Below are 17889 nucleotides of genomic sequence, written 5' to 3' on the forward strand. Positions count from 1 at the left end.
CCCCACCTACTAGCTAATCCCATCTGGGCACATCTGATGGCAAGAGGCCCGAAGGTCCCCCTCTTTGGTCTTGCGACATTATGCGGTATTAGCTACCGTTTCCAGTAGTTATCCCCCTCCATCAGGCAGTTTCCCAGACATTACTCACCCGTCCGCCGCTCGTCACCCAGGAGCAAGCTCCCTGTGTTACCGCTCGACTTGCATGTGTTAGGCCTGCCGCCAGCGTTCAATCTGAGCCATGATCAAACTCTTCAATTTAAGTTTGATGCTCGTGAATTAAACTTCGTAATGAATTACGTATGTTCACTCAGAGACTTGGTATTCATTTATTGTCCGAAGACATTAAGAATCCATGTCACTTTGAGTGCCCACACAGATTGTCTGATAAATTGTTAAAGAGCAGTGCAACGCGGCTTTCGCTCACCGTTGCGAGGTGGCGTATATTACGCCTTCCTCTTTCAGAGTCAACCCGTTATTTCAGGATTTTTTCTCTTCAACCGACCGGGTTGTTTGTGAAGTGATTCACATCCGCCGTGTCGATGGAGGCGCATTATAGGGAGCCGCTGAGGAATGACAAGCGGAAAAATGCATTTTTATTTCAACCGCTCACCTTTTCGCCAAAAAGGCTATTTTTGGTGCTTTTTAATCTCTTTTGGCAGTTCGGCCAGACTATTAATCACCCAATCCGCTGCATTTTCTGCTTCCGGCGTCACTGGCTTGCCGGTACGAACTAATATTTTAGTTCCTACACCCGCTGCCGCTGCTGCCTGCATATCTTCCAGTTTATCGCCCACCATATAAGAGGCAGCCATATCAATATGCAGGAACTCCTGCGCTGAGATGAACATCCCCGGATGCGGCTTACGGCAATCACAGGTCTGACGATACTCTTCTACTGTTCCCTGTGGGTGGTGCGGACAATAATAGATACCATCGAGATCCACACCGCGGTCGGCCAGCGACCAGTCCATCCATTCCGTCAGCGTTTCGAACTGCGCTTCGGTGAATTTACCGCGTGCAATACCGGACTGGTTCGTCACAACCACCAGCGCATACCCCATCTCTTTCAGCTGGCGCATGGCATCTATTGCGCCTTCGATAAACTCGAACTCATCAATCTCATGGACATAACCGTGATCCACATTAATAGTGCCGTCACGATCGAGGAAAATTGCGGGTACTGATTTTGCCACCGGTTTGCTCCTGAAAAAGGCATGTTCGACTAGTATCTCATGAATCGCAGCGCAATAAAGTGCTCATCGTACAGAGTTGGATTGATTTAGACGTCTGGATGCCTTAACATCCGTTTTGTTTACGGTCATCACCCGTATCTGGCAGAAGAAAATGCCACGGCTAACTTACATACGATAAAAATAATCTAATGATTAAACTTTCCAATATCACCAAAGTGTTCCAGCAGGGGAACCGAACCATTCAGGCGCTGAACAACGTCAGCCTGCATGTTCCTGCTGGTCAAATTTATGGCGTCATTGGCGCATCGGGTGCAGGTAAAAGCACGCTGATCCGTTGTGTTAACCTGCTTGAGCGCCCAACCCAGGGCAGCGTAGAAGTTGGCGGACAAGAACTTACCGCCCTTTCAGAGAAAGAACTCACCAAAGCGCGTCGTCAGATTGGCATGATCTTCCAGCACTTTAACCTGCTGGCATCCCGCACCGTGTTCGGCAACGTTGCCCTGCCGCTTGAGCTGGATAACACGCCGAAAGAAGAAGTGAAACGTCGCGTTACCGAACTGCTCGACCTGGTTGGTCTGGGCGACAAGCATGATAGCTACCCGGCAAATCTGTCCGGAGGGCAAAAACAGCGTGTGGCCATTGCTCGCGCGCTGGCAAGCAATCCTAAGGTACTGCTGTGCGATGAAGCCACCAGCGCGTTAGACCCGGCAACCACGCGTTCTATTCTGGAACTGCTGAAAGACATTAATCGTCGCCTGGGCCTGACGATCCTCCTTATTACGCACGAGATGGATGTGGTAAAACGCATCTGCGACTGCGTGGCGGTCATCAGCAACGGTGAACTGATTGAGCAGGACACGGTAAGTGAAGTGTTCTCGCATCCGAAAACCCCGCTGGCGCAGCAGTTCATTCAGTCCACGCTGCATCTGGATATTCCGGAAGATTATCTGGAACGTCTGAAAACCGAACCAACGGCAGACAGCGTCCCGATGCTGCGCATGGAGTTTACCGGTCAGTCCGTTGATGCTCCCCTGCTTTCCGAGACCGCGCGCCGCTTTAACGTAAACAACAACATCATCAGCGCGCAGATGGATTACGCCGGCGGCGTGAAGTTCGGCATCATGCTGACGGAAATGCACGGCACACAAGAAGAAACCCAGGCAGCCATTGCCTGGCTGCAAGAACATCACGTAAAAGTAGAGGTACTGGGTTATGTCTGAGCCGATGATGTGGCTACTGGTTCGCGGCGTTTGGGAAACGCTGGCAATGACCTTTGTCTCTGGTTTCTTTGGTTTTGTGATTGGCCTGCCGGTCGGCGTCTTGCTGTACGTCACGCGTCCGGGTCAAATCATTGAGAACGCGAAGCTGTACCGTACGCTTTCTGCGCTGGTGAATATCTTCCGTTCTATCCCGTTCATTATTCTGCTGGTGTGGATGATTCCTTTTACCCGCGTCATCGTCGGAACGTCAATTGGACTGCAGGCGGCTATCGTTCCGCTGACCGTAGGCGCCGCGCCGTTTATCGCCCGTATGGTGGAAAATGCCCTGCTGGAAATCCCGACAGGTCTGATTGAAGCCTCCCGCGCAATGGGCGCAACGCCGATGCAGATCGTGCGTAAAGTTCTGCTGCCTGAAGCACTGCCGGGCCTTGTGAACGCGGCAACCATTACGCTTATCACCCTGGTGGGATATTCCGCGATGGGCGGTGCCGTTGGTGCCGGCGGTTTAGGTCAGATTGGTTACCAGTACGGCTATATTGGATATAACGCTACCGTGATGAATACCGTTCTGGTATTGCTGGTTGTTCTGGTTTACTTAATCCAGTTCTCTGGCGATCGCATCGTCCGGGCTGTTACTCACAAATAACGTTACACACAACACAAACTCTACGAGTTAAGGATAAAACATGGCGTTTAAATTAAAGACCTTTGCAGCAGTAGGCGCGCTGATCGGCTCTCTGGCACTGGTGGGTTGCGGTCAGGACGAAAAAGATCCAAACCACATTAAAGTGGGCGTTATCGTGGGTGCAGAACAACAGGTTGCGGAAGTCGCTCAGAAAGTGGCAAAAGAGAAGTATGGCCTGGACGTTGAGCTGGTGACCTTCAACGATTACGTTCTGCCGAACGAAGCGCTGAGCAAAGGCGATATCGACGCTAACGCTTTCCAGCATAAACCTTACCTGGATCAGCAGATCAAAGATCGCGGCTATAAGCTGGTTGGCGTGGGTAACACCTTCGTTTATCCGATTGCCGGTTACTCTAAGAAAATTAAATCACTGGACGAGCTGCAGCCGGGCTCTCAGGTTGCCGTGCCTAACGACCCAACCAACCTCGGTCGTTCCCTGCTGCTGCTGCAGAAAGTGGGTCTAATCAAACTGAAAGACGGTGTTGGCCTGCTGCCAACCGTTCTGGACGTCACCGAGAACCCGAAAAATCTGAAAATTGTGGAACTGGAAGCACCGCAGCTGCCGCGTTCCCTGGACGATGCACAGATTGCCCTGGCCGTTATCAACACCACTTACGCGAGCCAAATTGGCCTGACGCCAGCCAAAGACGGTATCTTCGTTGAAGATAAAGACTCCCCGTACGTTAACCTGATTGTGACTCGCGAAGACAACAAAGACGCGGAAAACGTGAAGAAATTCGTGCAGGCCTATCAGTCTGACGAAGTTTACCAGGAAGCCAACAAAGTGTTTAACGGCGGCGCTGTTAAAGGCTGGTAATCTCACCTCAGTGTAATATCATCAAGACGGGCTTATGCCCGTCTTGTCATTTGTGCAGTCAACTGATTCAATATCTGACGTTTTGATTATCCATTGAGGAAATATTATGCGTGCTTTACCGATCTGTCTTTTAGCACTCATGCTGAGCGGCTGTTCTATGCTAAGCAGATCTCCCGTTGAACCTGTTCAAAGCACGGCAACCCCGCCAAAAACAGAGCCTGCAAAACCGAAAGTGGTGCGCTCTGCGCCGGTTCGCATTATCACGAAAGCGGACGAACTCGTCGGCAAACCGTTCCGTGAACTGGGCGAAGTGAGCGGCGATTCCTGTCAGGCGACCAATCAGGACTCACCACCCAATATCCCGACAGCGCGTAAACGTATGCAGATTAATGCCGCAAAAATGAAAGCCAACGCGGTCCTGCTGCACAGCTGCGAAGTCACCAGCGGCACGCCGGGCTGCTACCGTCAGGCGGTTTGCATCGGTTCGGCGTTGAACATTACGGCGAAATGAGTGCATTTCAGTTCGAGCAGATAGGCGTTATCCACTCTCCTTATAAAGAGAAGTTCGCCGTACCTCGCCAGCCTGGTCTTGTCACCAGCGGCAGCGGCGAGCTTCACCTGATAGCGCCTTACAATCAGGCCGATGCAGTACGCGGGCTCGAGGCTTTCAGCCATTTATGGGTAGTGTTCGTGTTTCACCAGACGATGGAAGGCGGCTGGCGTCCTACCGTACGTCCTCCTCGTCTTGGCGGAAATGCCAGAATGGGCGTGTTTGCGACTCGCTCCACCTTCCGTCCAAACCCGGTTGGAATGTCGCTGGTTGAGCTGAAAGGGATACGTTGCCAGAAAGATCGGGTGATACTGGAGTTAGGTAGCCTGGACCTGGTCGACGGCACGCCGGTTATCGACATCAAACCCTATTTGCCCTTCGCCGAAGCACTCCCGGACGCGCGCGCCAGTTACGCTCAGGACGCACCGCAGGCGGACATGCCTGTCTATTTTACGCCTGAGATTGCCTCGCAGCTCAGCCTGCTCGAGAAACGCTACCCTCGTTTGCGGAACTTCATCACCGAAGTTCTGGCGCAGGACCCCCGTCCGGCCTACCGTAAAGAAGAGGAAGCAGGAAAAACATACGCCGTCTGGCTGCTCGATTTTAACGTTCGCTGGCGCGTCACTGGGGCAGGTTTTGAAGTGTTTGCCCTTGAACCCAGGTAATTTTGTTCTCCTCTCTTTTGGCATCTTTGCCACACTGGTAAACTAAACCACTTTTTTTGTGTCAGGCTGGTGTTTCAGCCTGTTCCAATCGTCGAAATGGAACCGTAACAACATGCGTACTAGCCAATATTTGCTCTCCACTCTGAAGGAGACGCCTGCCGACGCCGAAGTGATCAGCCATCAGCTGATGCTGCGCGCCGGGATGATCCGCAAGCTGGCCTCCGGGTTATACACCTGGCTGCCGACCGGCGTGCGCGTCCTGAAAAAAGTCGAAAACATCGTGCGTGAAGAGATGAACAACGCCGGTGCTATCGAGGTGTCCATGCCTGTGGTCCAGCCCGCTGACCTGTGGCAGGAGAGTGGCCGCTGGGAGCAATATGGTCCTGAACTGCTACGCTTCGTCGATCGCGGCGAGCGTCCGTTCGTTCTCGGCCCAACGCATGAAGAAGTCATTACCGACCTGATTCGTAATGAGCTGAGCTCTTACAAACAGCTGCCGCTGAACTTCTTCCAGATCCAGACCAAGTTCCGTGACGAAGTGCGCCCGCGTTTCGGCGTCATGCGCTCTCGCGAATTCCTGATGAAAGATGCTTACTCTTTCCATACCTCTCAGGAATCCCTGCAAGAGACCTACGACAAAATGTACGAGGCATACAGCAAAATCTTCTCCCGCATGGGTCTGGATTTCCGTGCTGTGCAGGCTGATACCGGCTCCATCGGCGGTAGCGCGTCCCATGAATTCCAGGTGCTGGCACAGAGCGGCGAAGACGATGTGATCTTCTCTGACTCCTCTGACTACGCGGCGAACATCGAATTTGCAGAAGCGCTGGCGCCAAAAGAACCACGCGGCGCGGCAACGCAAGAGATGACGCTGGTTGATACGCCAAACGCGAAAACCATCGCCGAGCTGGTTGAGCAGTTCAACCTGCCTGTCGAAAAAACCGTTAAAACGCTGCTGGTGAAATCCTCCGAAGGGAGCGCTTACCCGCTGGTTGCCCTGCTGGTGCGTGGCGATCACGAGCTGAACGAAGTGAAAGCAGAGAAGCTGCCGCAGGTCGCCAGCCCGCTGACGTTCGCAACGGAAGCGGAAATTCGTGCCGTGGTAAATGCAGGCCCAGGCTCGCTGGGTCCGGTGAATATGCCGGTTCCTGTTGTCATTGACCGCACGGTTGCCGCAATGAGCGACTTCTCCGCCGGTGCAAACATCGACGGTAAACATTACTTCGGCATTAACTGGGATCGCGACGTAGCGACTCCTGAGGTGGCAGACATCCGTAACGTGGTCGCAGGCGATCCAAGCCCGGACGGCCAGGGTACCCTGATGATTAAGCGCGGTATCGAAGTGGGTCACATCTTCCAGCTGGGTGATAAATACTCTCGTGCGCTGAACGCCGCTGTTCAGGGTGAAGATGGCCGTAACCAAATCCTGACCATGGGTTGCTACGGTATCGGGGTGACGCGCGTGGTGGCTGCAGCAATTGAGCAAAACTACGACGAACGCGGCATCGTCTGGCCGGACAATATCGCGCCGTTCCAGGTTGCGATCCTGCCAATGAACATGCACAAGTCTTACCGCGTCCAGGAGCTGGCCGAGAAGCTGTATGCCGAGCTGCGCGCGCAGGGTATCGAAGTGCTGATGGACGATCGTAAAGAGCGTCCGGGCGTGATGTTTGCCGATATGGAACTGATCGGCATCCCGCACACCGTCGTTATCGGCGACCGCAACCTCGACAGCGATGAGATTGAATACAAATACCGTCGCAGCGGCGAAAAACAGATGATCAAGACCGGCGACATTCTTGATTACCTGCTGAAAGCCATCAAAGGCTAAACAAAAAACCCCGCTCAGGCGGGGTTTTTTAATGGGTAATTGTCAGCTTATTTACTGTTACAGTCTTTGCCCGCAACGAATTTCGCGTCTTTATCTGCCACCAGCGTTTTCACCATCTCTCCGCTATCCGGGTTTGGCTCCAGCGTAAAGTGACCGTCAACCGTCAGCAATACCGGCTTGCTGTCATTGCCGCGCGCAACCGCGTAATCACGCTCCAGCTGCGCATTGTTTGCTACGCTGACTTTCCTGCCGGTTGCACAGTCGGTAAAGATCGCCGCGTCGGCCATATAGAAATACATTCCCCGCATTGCCATCGGCGTGGCCGGCAGAGCCGCTTTTACCGGTGCAAGCGTGTAGTTGAACTGGGATTCAATCGGATTGCCTTCGCGGTCAAGCATCTCCATCCCCTCGCCTTTGGCGCGGAAAAAGGTTTTCTCACCGGCGGTATCCGTCAGAACCAACTTCTCAGCCGTACGCGCCCATGTCCCGTAAGTCGCAAATGACGAGGGCTCTTTAGCGCCCTGATAGCGCTGATTCATAACCCAGGTCCCGTCTTTTTGCAGGAACAGCGACGTTTCAATGCCTTCACAGTCTGCGCAAGGCAATACGCCGCGCCAGCTCTGCTGCATTGGCTTTAACTCTTCATTCTGCGCGGGCTGCATAACCTGCGTCTCAGAACGGTTGTTACACCCGAAAAGCGCAAACAGCGTACTCACTGCCAGCGCTGATAATAATGCTTTTTTCACAATGAATTCCTTATGAAAATTGTGTTCCCTTTCGTCACTCTGTCGGGCGACGAACTTTACCGCGTAGTGCTTTCACTGTGGATTTTTGGGCCTTCGAGGACAGCCGACGCTCTTTCGATGCGCGGGTTGGCCGCGTTGCCCGACGGCTTTTTTGTACTGCCGTTAACTCTTTGATGACCGCCACCAGCCTGGCTATCGCCGCTTCCCGGTTTAACTCCTGGCTGCGGTACTCCTGAGCTTTGATCACAATCACGCCATCGCTGGTAATAAGGTGATGACTGGCGGCGAGCAGGCTTTCTTTATAATACTCTGGCAGGCTTGAGGCCCGAATGTCAAAACGCAAATGGATAGCCGTGGAAGCCTTGTTGACGTGCTGTCCCCCTGCCCCCTGAGCCCGAATGGCAGTGATCTCCAGCTCATTGTCAGGAATGCTGACGTTACGGGACAAGACGATCATGACGCGGGTTGCCACGCCGTCAAATGAATTTCCAGATTATTCTGAGAATCAGAGAGCCAGATTGCACCGTCCTGAATCGTCGCCTGCAACACCATGGTCCGGCCGGCAAACTCGCTCAACTGGGCCAGCTGCTCATCATCCAGATACCAGACCGTGAGATTTTTAAACTGTCCGCACTTGCTCTTGCTTTGCTGCCACCAGATCTCCGCAGCGCGCTGATTATACGCGAATAAGGCCACTTCAGCGGACTGGGTGCAAGCCTTCTTAATCCTGCGCTCGTCCGGCAGACCGAGTTCAATCCACAAATCGATACCCAGATGATCGTTGCGCAGCCAGGCTTCAGGCTCGTCTTCTGCGCTTAACCCACGGGTAAACTGCAGACGCTCGTCGGCGTATTTTATCCACGCCAGCAGGCGCAGCATCATGCGCTCCTGGGTTTCAGAGGGGTGGCGTGCCAGAGTAAGCGACGCATCCAGGAACTGGTTGCGATCAAGATCGGCCACATTGACCACTGCTTTATAGATTGTCGCTTTCAGCGCCATGAGAGAACTCCATTCGAATCAGGCGCCCATTGTAGCGAAAACAACGGCAAAAGGCTGTTATGGGGTGTTAAATACACCGCTATCAAGGCTCTGATATTGCTTAAATGAGTATGGTATAGTCACCTTGCTAAACCGAGTTTATCTTCGTAGGCTTAATGATATCTCACAGTAAGTCAGTGCGCTGGCGGGAGGGGATGTGAATAATTATTGTGAGTTAATTCGCAAACGGTATGCGGAAATCGCCAGCGGAGATCTGGGGTATGTCCCGGACGCGCTGGGCTGTGTATTGAAAGTGCTTAATGAAGTGGCCTCCGATGAGAGCCTTTCAGAGTCGGTCAGGGAAAAAGCAGCGTATGCTGCGGCGAATTTACTGGTGAGCGATTATGTCGATGAATGAAACTTATCAACCCATCAATTGTGATGACTATGACAACCTCGAACTCGCCTGCCAGCATCACTTAATACTGACGCTGGAGCTAAAAGATGGCGAAGTGTTGAAGGGGAAAGCCAGCGATCTGGTTTCACGTAAGAATGTGGAATATCTGATAGTGGAAGATGCCGGAGCAACGCGTGAGCTGCGTCTGGATAAAATTGCCAGCTTCAGCCACCCGCAAATCGGCACCGTCGTGGTGAGTGAATCCTGATGACACCAACGGGCAGCCAGGCTGCCCGTTACGCTTTCTGCCACTCAAAACTAACTCCCTCTTCCGACCATCCCTCTTCCGTGATGAAAACGCCCGCAGCAGCAATCAACGCTTCACCGTAAAACAGCAGCGGCGTGGTGTCGCGCAGCCACGGCGGCACGTTACTCTCCTGCCATATTTTCTTCAGCTTGCGTCCCCCCTTACGCCCCACGATATGCAGCATACCGCCAGCCTTAAAGCGCACGCTTACCGGCTCACCGGGCTTCGGCAGCCGCACATGACCAGACGGTGTGAGAGACACACGTCCCGTCTCACAGGGCAATATCAGCGGTGCGTCAGGAGAAAGCCAGTCGAGCACTACATCCGTCAGTGAGGGCGTGGATTTTATCCACCAGAGTTCCCCTTTATAGCGTCTTACGTCAAAGCCGTTCAGGTGTACGCACGGGGAAGCGTCATCCCGCGCCAGTGCAACTTCATCCCAGATGCGACTCAGCATCGCCCGCGACGGCATCGCTGCGTGATGAGAGGCCAGCCAGCGTCGTAAGAGTGCGGCGCGACGTACCGGGCTCATCCCTTTCAGCGGTGCAATCGCCAGCGCCCCGTCGTCAGAAATCAGTTCAGCCAGCTCATCACTCAGCAACTCATCCAGCAACGATTCCTGTTCGGCGCACAGCGTGGCGCTTCGTGCTGTCGCCTCGGCAAAATGCGGCCAGCGCTCGCTGAGCAGCGGGAGGACGCGCAGACGCAGGAAGTTACGGTCGTAGCCGTCATCCCGGTTGCTCTCATCTTCAATCCAGTTCAGCTGATGTTCTCGCGCCCAGGCTTCCAGCGACGCACGCGTCTCGCCAAGCAGCGGACGCAGTAATGTTGTGCCGGCAAACTCAGAGCGCTCAGGCATGGCAGATAGCCCCGCCGGCCCACTGCCCCGCTTAAGCGCCAGCAAAAACGTTTCGCACTGGTCATCCAGGTGCTGGGCCGTCACCAGCACTTCGCCAGGCTGCAATGCGCCGGTAAAAGCGGCATAGCGGGCTTTACGCGCCTGCGCCTCGATGCCCAACCCTTCATCCACAAGCGTGACGCGCTCCACGAGGAGCGGGATCGCCCACGCCGCACACAGAGCTTCGCAGTGCGCCACCCACTCCTCTGCATGAGGACTTAATCCGTGATGAATATGCATAGCCCGAAGCTGGACGTCCGGTTCCCGATCGCGCCAGAGTTTAAGACGATGGAGCAGAACGGTGGAATCCAGGCCACCGCTAAACCCCACCAGCAGCTGGCGGTACGGTGAAACGGCTTGCGCGATAGCGGGTAAGGTCATAGGAAATTACACATAAAAAATGCCCGAACTGAGCGGGCATTATCACACAGGACAAACATTACTGCTGGTAAAGCTCCAGCGGCAGGCCGTCCGGGTCGTTGAAAAAGGTAAAACGCTTGTCGGTAAACGGATCGACACGGATCGGTTCGCACGTTACGCCGTGAGACGCCAGATGTTTTACCGCGCTATCCAGGTCATCAACGCTGAAGGCAAGATGGCGCAGCCCACAGGCTTCCGGGCGGGACGGACGCGCAGGCGGAAAAGGAAAAGAGAACAGCTCAATCACATATTGCCCGTTTAGCGCGAGATCCCCCTTCCAGGAGTCACGCTCCTCGCGGTACGCTTCGCTCAACAGCGTAAAGCCAAGGATATCGCAGTAGAATGCCTTACTTTTTGCGTAATCGGTCGCAATGATCGCAATATGATGAACAGCTTTTAAACCCAGCATAGCTTCTCCTTTTTATGATGCCTGAACGTTACAACCGAAAACCCGCACCTTGCAAGCGGTCACCTTTATTTTAGGACTCGCACCCAGTAAACGCCGCTCTCATCGCGCTTCGCACCGTGAATATCCGTCTCAAAACCGGGATAGTGCCGCCCAACCGAACAGAGCATCAGCAGAAAATCGAGCACGGCCCGACTCTCTTCGGTAATCATCTCTCCCGGCATCAGGAGCGGTACGCCAGGCGGATAAGGCAGGATCATATTGGCCGATACGCGTCCGACCAGATTTTCCAGTTCGACGGTTTCGACCTCCCCTTTCACCTGGCGCTGCCACGCCTTGTGCGGGGTAAACTTCATCTCCGGCAACACATCGAACGCCTGAAGCATCAGACGCGGCAGATCGTGCTGGCGGATCAACCTGTGGATCCCCTGGGCCAGATCCTGAATACGCATATTGCGATAGAAGTCAGGATCTTCCGCGTAGAGATCCGGCAGCATGTTCTTCACCCGCAGGTTGAGATCGTAGGCACGCTTAAACTCCATCAGGCCTCGTAGCAGCCCCATCGCACGGGTTTTATCGATCCCAATACTGAACAGGAACAGCAGGTTATAGGGGCCGGTTTTTTCCACCACCACACCCCGTTCATCAAGGAATTTCGCGACCAGCGCGGCCGGAATACCTTCTTCACTCATCTTGCCCTGTTCATCCATGCCCGGCGTCAGAATTGTCACTTTTACCGGATCGAGGAACATATGGTCGCTGTCGGCATCCCGGAAGCCATGCCAGCCTTCCCCGGGCGAGACCGGCCAGCACGCCGCTTCATCAATCTCTTCCGGCTGCCAGATATCAAAGAACCAGCCGTCGGCTTCATCTTTCAGACGCTGAACCTCTTTGCGGAAATGTAGCGCCCGCTCCACCGAACGGTTGATGAGGCGTTTACCCGGGTTGCCGCGCAGCATCGCCGCGGCCGTTTCAATGGAGGCCACCAGCGGATAGCTCGGTGAGGTAGTGGTATGCATCATAAAGGCTTCGTTAAAGGTCTCTTCGTCGTACTCGCCTTTGATGTGAATAAGCGAAGCCTGGGAAAACGCGGCCAGCATTTTGTGCGTCGACTGCGTTTCGAAGAACACTTTACCCGGCACGCGTTCACCGCTCATGCCGCTTTTACCCGCGTAAATCGGGTGGAAGTTGGTGTACGGCACCCACGCGGAATCAAAGTGGATCGACGGCACATCCAGCCTTTCTTTAATCCAGTTAGTGTTGTACAGCAGACCGTCATAGGTTGAGTTGGTGATCACCGCATGGACAGGCCAGCCTGCACCGGGCACTGCCGCGACCTTACTTTCAATGGCTTGATGCGTGAACTCCCGGCGCGGAATACCACCAAGAATGCCGAGCGCGTTACGTGTGGGTGACAGCCAGAGCGGTACGACGTCGCTCATCATAAGCAGGTGAGCCAGCGATTTATGGCAGTTACGGTCAATCAGCAGGGTACTGCCGGCAGGTGCAGCATACATCCCGACGATTTTGTTTGAGGTTGAGGTGCCGTTGGTCACCATATAGCTCTGCTCGGCACCAAAGGTGCGGGCGATATACTCTTCGGCTTCGAGGTGCGGGCCGGTGTGGTCGAGCAGAGAGCCTAGCTCAGTGACCGAAATTGACACGTCCGCCTTCAGCGTGTTGCCGCCGAAAAAATCATAGAACAGGCAGCCCACCGGGCTTTTTTGGTAGGCCGTCCCCGCCATATGCCCAGGCGTACAGAAGGTATATTTGCCCTCCTTCACGTAGGTGAAGAGAGCGCGGGTAAACGGCGGCGTAATGTTATCGAGATATTCACCGGTATATTGCTGAATGCGGGTCGCAATATCTTCCGCCACGCCGAGCGAGTATTCAAAGAACCACAGCGCCATACGCATATCGTTGGCGCTGACGTCCATTGTCGAGTGGGTATTAATAAACGCGTACAGCGGGAGATATTCGTTCAGCTTGTTGATATCGCTGCACAGTTCGAGGTCATATTCATCCCAGTCGAAGATCACGCCGCAGATACGCGGATTATGCTCAATGAACTTCAGTAGGTCGGCGCTGTTGTGCGGCCAGATTAGCTGATACCCGCGCGACTGCAGGGCGTGCTCCAGCTCCTTAATCGGCTCATCTTTATAAAAGACGCCGTGCGGCCCCATAATGGCAATGATATTCATGGGCTTCCTCCTTAAAAACTTTAGCTAAGCATAGTCCGGCTAAACGGCAGGTATAAAAAAAGCCGCAACAATGTGCGGCTTTTCAGATAATTGTGAAGCTTACGCGTAACCGTAGGTCATCAGACGCTGGTAACGACGGTTGAGCAGATCTTCTTTGCTCAGCACGTCCAGATCCGCCAGGTCAGCCAGCAGCTGTGCTTTCAGAGAAGCAGCCATCACTTCCGGCTTACGATGCGCACCGCCCAGTGGTTCCGGGATGATGGAATCGATCAGCTTAAGCTCTTTCAGGCGCGGCGCAATGATGCCCATCGCTTCTGCGGCCAGAGGCGCTTTGTCGGCGCTTTTCCACAGAATAGACGCACAGCCTTCCGGGGAAATTACGGAATAGGTGCTGTACTGCAGCATATTCACTTTATCACCCACGCCAATTGCCAGCGCACCACCGGAACCACCCTCACCGATAACGGTACAGATGACCGGCACCTTCAGACGAGACATCTCGCGCAGGTTGCGCGCAATGGCTTCAGACTGACCGCGCTCTTCCGCGCCCACGCCTGGGTATGCACCCGGGGTGTCGATGAAGGTGATGATTGGCATGTTGAAACGCTCAGCCATCTCCATCAGACGCAGGGCTTTACGGTAGCCTTCTGGTGCTGGCATACCAAAGTTACGACGGATTTTCTCTTTGGTTTCACGGCCTTTCTGATGACCAATGATCATCACCGGGCGTCCGTCCAGACGCGCGATACCACCAACGATAGCTTTATCGTCAGCGTATGCGCGATCGCCTGCCAGTTCGTCAAATTCGTCAAACGCCAGGCGGACATAATCCAGGGTGTACGGACGCTGTGGATGGCGTGCCAGCTGGGCTACCTGCCATGCGCCGAGATCGGCAAAGATTTTGCGCGTCAGTTCTACGCTTTTCTCACGCAGACGATGCACTTCTTCGTCGATGTTAATATCCAGTTTTTCATCCTGACGGCTTACCGCTGTCAGAGAATCGATTTTCGCTTCCAGCTCAGCAATCGGCTGTTCGAAATCAAGGAAATTCAGACTCATAGTATTCCTGTATTAGTCAAACTCCAGTTCCACCTGCTCCGAACCAATGAGGCCACGGAGATCGTTAAGTAAACGATCGCTCGGAGAGACACGCCACGTTGCACCAAAGCGCAACCGCGCACGTGCATCCGCCCTCTGATAGTAGAGATGTACTGGAATTGTCCCCGAGCGGTGGGGTTCCAGAGACTGACGGAGTCGGTTTAAAAGCTGGTCATCAATTTGCCTGTCCGTCAGCGAGATAGCAAGCCCGCGAGCATATTTTTCCCGGGCTTCGTCAATGTCCATCACTTCGCGGGCGGTCATTTTAAGCCCCCCACTGAAGTCATCAAAGCTGACCTGTCCGCTGACGATAAGTATGCGGTCTTTTTCCAGCAATTGCTGGTATTTATCCAGCGCGTCGGTGAACAACATCACCTCCAGACGCCCGGAACGGTCATCCAACGTACAGATGCCGATACGATTGCCGCGCTTGGTGACCATAACCCTTGCAGCAATCACGAGCCCCGCAGCCGTGGTGATTTTACCACGTTCTGTCGGATGCATGTCTTTCAGCCTGTGGCCGCCGACATAGCGCTCAATTTCTTTAATGTACTGGTTGATCGGGTGCCCCGTCAGGTACAGGCCTAACGTCTCACGCTCCCCATCCAGCACCACCTGTTCTGGCCACGGCTGGCAGTTGGAATAAGATTGCTCGATCTGCTCTGGCTCTTCCGCCAGCACGCCGAACATATCCGCCTGACCAATGGCTTCCGCTTTCGCATGTTGATCTGCCGCTTTCAGCGCATCGCCGAGGGAATTCATCAGCGCGGCCCGGTGCGGCCCCAGCCTGTCAAACGCGCCGGACATGATCAGCTTTTCAAGCACGCGGCGGTTCAGTTTTTTGGTATCAGTACGGGCGCAAAGATCGAACAGCTCGCGGAAATACCCGCCGTTGTTACGCGCTTCGAGGATCGCCTCGATCGGCCCCTCGCCCACGCCTTTGATCGCGCCGATCCCGTAGACAATTTCCCCGTGCTCGTTGACGTGGAAATGGTAGAGACCCGAGTTAATATCCGGCGGCAGGATCTTCAGCCCCATGCGCCAGCACTCGTCCACCAGGCCCACTACCTTCTCGGTGTTGTCCATATCGGCGGTCATTACCGCCGCCATAAATTCAGCAGGATAGTGCGCTTTCAGCCACAGCGTCTGATACGAGACCAAAGCATAGGCGGCAGAGTGGGATTTGTTAAACCCGTACCCGGCGAATTTTTCTACCAGGTCAAAGATCTTGATCGCCAGTTCGCCATCAATGCCGTTTTTTCTCGCGCCCTCTTCGAAGGTGCCGCGCTGCTTGGCCATCTCTTCCGGCTTTTTCTTACCCATTGCTCGACGCAGCATATCCGCGCCACCAAGGGTATAGCCAGAGAGCACCTGGGCTATCTGCATAACCTGTTCCTGATACAGGATGATGCCGTAGGTAGGCTCTAGTACCGGCTTCAGGCTTTCATGCTGCCACTGCACATCCGGATAGGAAATCTCTTCGCGACCGTGCTTACGGTCGATAAAGTTATCTACCATCCCCGACTGCAGCGGGCCCGGACGGAACAGGGCAACCAGAGCGATCATATCTTCGAAACAGTCGGGCTGCAGGCGCTTAATCAGGTCTTTCATGCCGCGGGATTCAAGCTGGAAGACCGCGGTAGTCTCCGAGCGCTGCAGCATGTCGAAACTTTTCTTGTCATCCAGCGGGATGGCAGCGATATCGAGCGGCGGCTCGCCGTTCTTTTCACGGCGGGCGTTGATCATCTCCAGCGCCCAGTTGATGATGGTCAGCGTACGCAGGCCGAGGAAGTCGAACTTCACCAGCCCGGCGTATTCTACGTCGTTCTTATCAAACTGGGTTACCGGGTGCTGACCCGCTTCATCGCAGTAGAGCGGTGCAAAATCGGTAATTTTGGTCGGAGCGATAACCACCCCGCCCGCATGCTTACCGGCGTTACGCGTCACGCCTTCCAGCTTACGCGCCATGTCGATCAGCGCTTTTACTTCTTCGTCCGCTTCGTAGATTTCGGGCAGCTGCGGCTCGGCCTCAAAGGCTTTCGCCAGCGTCATGCCCGGGTCAGGCGGCACCAGCTTAGAGATGCGATCGACGAAACCGTAAGGGTGTCCCAGCACGCGGCCTACGTCACGGATAACCGCTTTCGCCGCCATCGTACCGAACGTAATAATCTGCGATACCGCATCACGGCCGTACATATCGGCCACGTGCTCGATAACCTGGTCGCGTTTCTCCATGCAGAAGTCGACGTCGAAGTCGGGCATCGAGACACGTTCCGGGTTGAGGAAACGTTCAAACAGCAGGTCAAATTCCAGCGGATCGAGGTCGGTAATTTTTAACGCATAGGCCACCAGCGAACCCGCGCCGGAGCCACGTCCCGGCCCAACCGGCACGCCGTTATCCTTCGACCACTGGATGAACTCCATGACGATCAGGAAGTAGCCCGGGAAGCCCATCTGGTTGATCACCTGGAGTTCAATATCCAGGCGTTCATCGTACGGCGGACGCTTCTCTTTGCGAACGGCCTCATCCGGGAACAGAAACTCCAGACGCTCTTCCAGACCTTCTTTTGATTTTGCGACCAGGAAATCTTCCGTGGTCATGTCTCCTGTCGGGAACTGCGGCAGAAAGTACTCGCCGAGGCGGACGGTAACGTTACAGCGCTTGGCAATCTCTACGCTGTTTTCCAGCGCTTCCGGGATATCGGAGAAGAGTTCACACATCTCCTCTTCGCTGCGCATGTACTGCTGCGATGAGTAGTTGCGCGGTCGTTTAGGATCGTCCAGCGTGAAGCCATCGTGGATCGCCACGCGGATTTCGTGAGCGTCAAAATCACCCGGCTCAAGGAAGCGCACATCGTTGGTGGCCACCACGGGCAACCCGCGCTCTTCTGCGAGTGCCACAGCGGCATGAAGATAGCTCTCTTCGTCCTGACGGCCGGTGCGGATCAACTCCAGATAATAACGATCCGGGAAGTGCTCTTCATAGAATGACACGCACTGATCCACCAGCGCGCTATTGCCACGCAGCAGACATTTGCCGACATCGCCCATACGGCCGCCGGAGATCAGCAGCAGCCCTTCATTCAGCTCAGCCAGCCAGTCGCGGTCGATCCACGGCCCCAGCGCGCCATACCCGCGCTGGTAGGCTTTTGAGATAAGCAGAGTGAGGTTTTGATAGCCCGTGTTGTTCATCGCCAGCACGGAGATTTGCGTCATTTCATCGCCGATGAGATCGCTCTGCACGTGAAAATCCGCGCCGACGATTGGCTTCATCCCTGCGCCATGCGCCGTTCCGTAGAACTTCACCAGGCCACACAGGTTGGTAAAATCGGTGATCGCCAGCGCGGGCATGCCAAGGGAGGCCGCCTTTTTTACCAGCGGCCCGGTCTTCGCCAGCCCATCGATCATGGAGTAGTCGCTATGCACCCGCAGGTGTACGAAACGTGGTTCAGCCATCTTCAGATTCCGCGTTACTTA

The 17889-nt window shown here is 54.6% G+C and carries 17 protein-coding genes and 1 rRNA gene; 8 read left to right on the forward strand and 10 right to left on the reverse strand.

Features of this window, described 5'->3' with window-relative positions; all coding sequences use genetic code 11:
- Both AC3WOK_RS13475 and gmhB read right to left on the reverse strand, forming a co-directional pair.
- Positions 1–258 (reverse strand): 16S ribosomal RNA (locus AC3WOK_RS13475); the annotation flags it as partial.
- 368 nt (positions 259–626) lie between these two features.
- Complete coding sequence (gmhB, locus tag AC3WOK_RS13480) at positions 627–1193, reverse strand: D-glycero-beta-D-manno-heptose 1,7-bisphosphate 7-phosphatase (protein WP_059311915.1); 567 nt, start codon at positions 1191–1193, stop codon at positions 627–629.
- A gap of 188 nt (positions 1194–1381) precedes the next feature.
- On the opposite strand from gmhB, the gene metN reads away from it, so the two are divergent.
- The 6 genes from metN to proS all read left to right on the forward strand — a co-directional run bounded on the left by metN (position 1382) and on the right by proS (position 6961).
- A complete protein-coding gene (gene metN, locus AC3WOK_RS13485) occupies positions 1382–2413 on the forward strand; it encodes a methionine ABC transporter ATP-binding protein MetN (protein ID WP_023334590.1) in 1032 nt (343 codons plus the stop codon).
- On the forward strand, positions 2406–3059 hold the full coding sequence (locus tag AC3WOK_RS13490; RefSeq protein ID WP_003856130.1) for a methionine ABC transporter permease MetI: 654 nt from the start codon (positions 2406–2408) through the stop codon (positions 3057–3059). The genes metN and AC3WOK_RS13490 overlap by 8 nt, the downstream gene beginning before the upstream one ends.
- A gap of 40 nt (positions 3060–3099) precedes the next feature.
- Positions 3100–3915 (forward strand): methionine ABC transporter substrate-binding lipoprotein MetQ, encoded by an 816-nt coding sequence (metQ, locus tag AC3WOK_RS13495; protein WP_014168729.1) that lies wholly within the window; start codon positions 3100–3102, stop codon positions 3913–3915.
- 106 nt (positions 3916–4021) lie between these two features.
- Complete coding sequence (gene rcsF, locus AC3WOK_RS13500) at positions 4022–4426, forward strand: Rcs stress response system protein RcsF (protein WP_059311916.1); 405 nt, start codon at positions 4022–4024, stop codon at positions 4424–4426.
- Positions 4423–5130, forward strand: a complete 708-nt coding sequence (gene tsaA / locus AC3WOK_RS13505; RefSeq protein ID WP_492354664.1) for a tRNA (N6-threonylcarbamoyladenosine(37)-N6)-methyltransferase TrmO — start codon at positions 4423–4425, stop codon at positions 5128–5130. Before rcsF ends, tsaA begins: the two co-directional genes overlap by 4 nt.
- Before the next feature lie 112 nt (positions 5131–5242).
- Positions 5243–6961, forward strand: a complete 1719-nt coding sequence (gene proS, locus AC3WOK_RS13510) for a proline--tRNA ligase (RefSeq protein ID WP_492354665.1) — start codon at positions 5243–5245, stop codon at positions 6959–6961.
- A 47-nt stretch (positions 6962–7008) separates the two neighbouring features.
- Here the strand turns inward: proS and nlpE are convergent, their stop codons facing one another.
- Genes nlpE through AC3WOK_RS13525 form a run of 3 tightly spaced genes read right to left on the reverse strand, consistent with a single transcriptional unit; the run spans position 7009 to position 8706 of the window.
- On the reverse strand, positions 7009–7707 hold the full coding sequence (gene nlpE / locus AC3WOK_RS13515; protein ID WP_059311918.1) for an envelope stress response activation lipoprotein NlpE: 699 nt from the start codon (positions 7705–7707) through the stop codon (positions 7009–7011).
- A gap of 34 nt (positions 7708–7741) precedes the next feature.
- The gene (arfB, locus tag AC3WOK_RS13520) at positions 7742–8164 is read right to left on the reverse strand and encodes an alternative ribosome rescue aminoacyl-tRNA hydrolase ArfB (protein WP_032649720.1); all 423 of its coding nucleotides are present in this window, start codon (positions 8162–8164) and stop codon (positions 7742–7744) included.
- Positions 8161–8706: a YaeQ family protein gene (locus AC3WOK_RS13525; protein WP_059311919.1), complete on the reverse strand. Its 546-nt coding sequence runs from the start codon at positions 8704–8706 to the stop codon at positions 8161–8163. The genes arfB and AC3WOK_RS13525 overlap by 4 nt, the downstream gene beginning before the upstream one ends.
- Positions 8707–8902: 196 nt before the next feature.
- Between AC3WOK_RS13525 and AC3WOK_RS13530 the strand changes: the two genes are divergently transcribed.
- The gene (locus AC3WOK_RS13530) at positions 8903–9103 is read left to right on the forward strand and encodes a YaeP family protein (RefSeq protein ID WP_008501889.1); all 201 of its coding nucleotides are present in this window, start codon (positions 8903–8905) and stop codon (positions 9101–9103) included.
- Complete coding sequence (gene rof / locus AC3WOK_RS13535; RefSeq protein WP_047346425.1) at positions 9090–9350, forward strand: Rho-binding antiterminator; 261 nt, start codon at positions 9090–9092, stop codon at positions 9348–9350. The genes AC3WOK_RS13530 and rof overlap by 14 nt, the downstream gene beginning before the upstream one ends.
- Before the next feature lie 28 nt (positions 9351–9378).
- On the opposite strand, the gene tilS is transcribed toward rof, so the two are convergent.
- The 5 genes from tilS to dnaE all read right to left on the reverse strand — a co-directional run bounded on the left by tilS (position 9379) and on the right by dnaE (position 17868).
- On the reverse strand, positions 9379–10668 hold the full coding sequence (gene tilS / locus AC3WOK_RS13540; protein ID WP_492354666.1) for a tRNA lysidine(34) synthetase TilS: 1290 nt from the start codon (positions 10666–10668) through the stop codon (positions 9379–9381).
- Positions 10669–10726: 58 nt separating this feature from the next.
- A complete protein-coding gene (locus tag AC3WOK_RS13545) occupies positions 10727–11116 on the reverse strand; it encodes a VOC family protein (protein WP_059311921.1) in 390 nt (129 codons plus the stop codon).
- Between the two features lie 65 nt (positions 11117–11181).
- Positions 11182–13314 carry a lysine decarboxylase LdcC gene (locus AC3WOK_RS13550; RefSeq protein ID WP_492354667.1) on the reverse strand — a complete coding sequence of 711 codons (2133 nt, stop codon included), beginning with the start codon at positions 13312–13314 and terminating at the stop codon, positions 11182–11184.
- Between the two features lie 99 nt (positions 13315–13413).
- Complete coding sequence (gene accA / locus AC3WOK_RS13555; RefSeq protein ID WP_008501895.1) at positions 13414–14373, reverse strand: acetyl-CoA carboxylase carboxyl transferase subunit alpha; 960 nt, start codon at positions 14371–14373, stop codon at positions 13414–13416.
- A 12-nt stretch (positions 14374–14385) separates the two neighbouring features.
- Positions 14386–17868, reverse strand: coding sequence for a DNA polymerase III subunit alpha (dnaE, locus tag AC3WOK_RS13560; protein ID WP_047346421.1), 3483 nt, complete (start codon positions 17866–17868; stop codon positions 14386–14388).
- Between the last annotated feature and the right edge of the window lie 21 nt (positions 17869–17889).

Source organism: Enterobacter sp. FW301-JW81 (assembly GCF_058788735.1).

Bases quoted from the DNA above. Each gene is read 5' to 3' on its own strand.
- metN (WP_023334590.1), top strand. From the start codon at position 1,382: ATGATTAAACTTTCCAATATCACCAAAGTGTTCCAGCAGGGGAACCGA.
- AC3WOK_RS13490 (WP_003856130.1), top strand. From the start codon at position 2,406: ATGTCTGAGCCGATGATGTGGCTACTGGTTCGCGGCGTTTGGGAAACG.
- metQ (WP_014168729.1), top strand. From the start codon at position 3,100: ATGGCGTTTAAATTAAAGACCTTTGCAGCAGTAGGCGCGCTGATCGGC.
- rcsF (WP_059311916.1), top strand. From the start codon at position 4,022: ATGCGTGCTTTACCGATCTGTCTTTTAGCACTCATGCTGAGCGGCTGT.
- tsaA (WP_492354664.1), top strand. From the start codon at position 4,423: ATGAGTGCATTTCAGTTCGAGCAGATAGGCGTTATCCACTCTCCTTAT.
- proS (WP_492354665.1), top strand. From the start codon at position 5,243: ATGCGTACTAGCCAATATTTGCTCTCCACTCTGAAGGAGACGCCTGCC.
- arfB (WP_032649720.1), bottom strand. From the start codon at position 8,164: ATGATCGTCTTGTCCCGTAACGTCAGCATTCCTGACAATGAGCTGGAG.
- AC3WOK_RS13525 (WP_059311919.1), bottom strand. From the start codon at position 8,706: ATGGCGCTGAAAGCGACAATCTATAAAGCAGTGGTCAATGTGGCCGAT.
- rof (WP_047346425.1), top strand. From the start codon at position 9,090: ATGTCGATGAATGAAACTTATCAACCCATCAATTGTGATGACTATGAC.
- tilS (WP_492354666.1), bottom strand. From the start codon at position 10,668: ATGACCTTACCCGCTATCGCGCAAGCCGTTTCACCGTACCGCCAGCTG.
- AC3WOK_RS13545 (WP_059311921.1), bottom strand. From the start codon at position 11,116: ATGCTGGGTTTAAAAGCTGTTCATCATATTGCGATCATTGCGACCGAT.
- AC3WOK_RS13550 (WP_492354667.1), bottom strand. From the start codon at position 13,314: ATGAATATCATTGCCATTATGGGGCCGCACGGCGTCTTTTATAAAGAT.
- accA (WP_008501895.1), bottom strand. From the start codon at position 14,373: ATGAGTCTGAATTTCCTTGATTTCGAACAGCCGATTGCTGAGCTGGAA.
- dnaE (WP_047346421.1), bottom strand. From the start codon at position 17,868: ATGGCTGAACCACGTTTCGTACACCTGCGGGTGCATAGCGACTACTCC.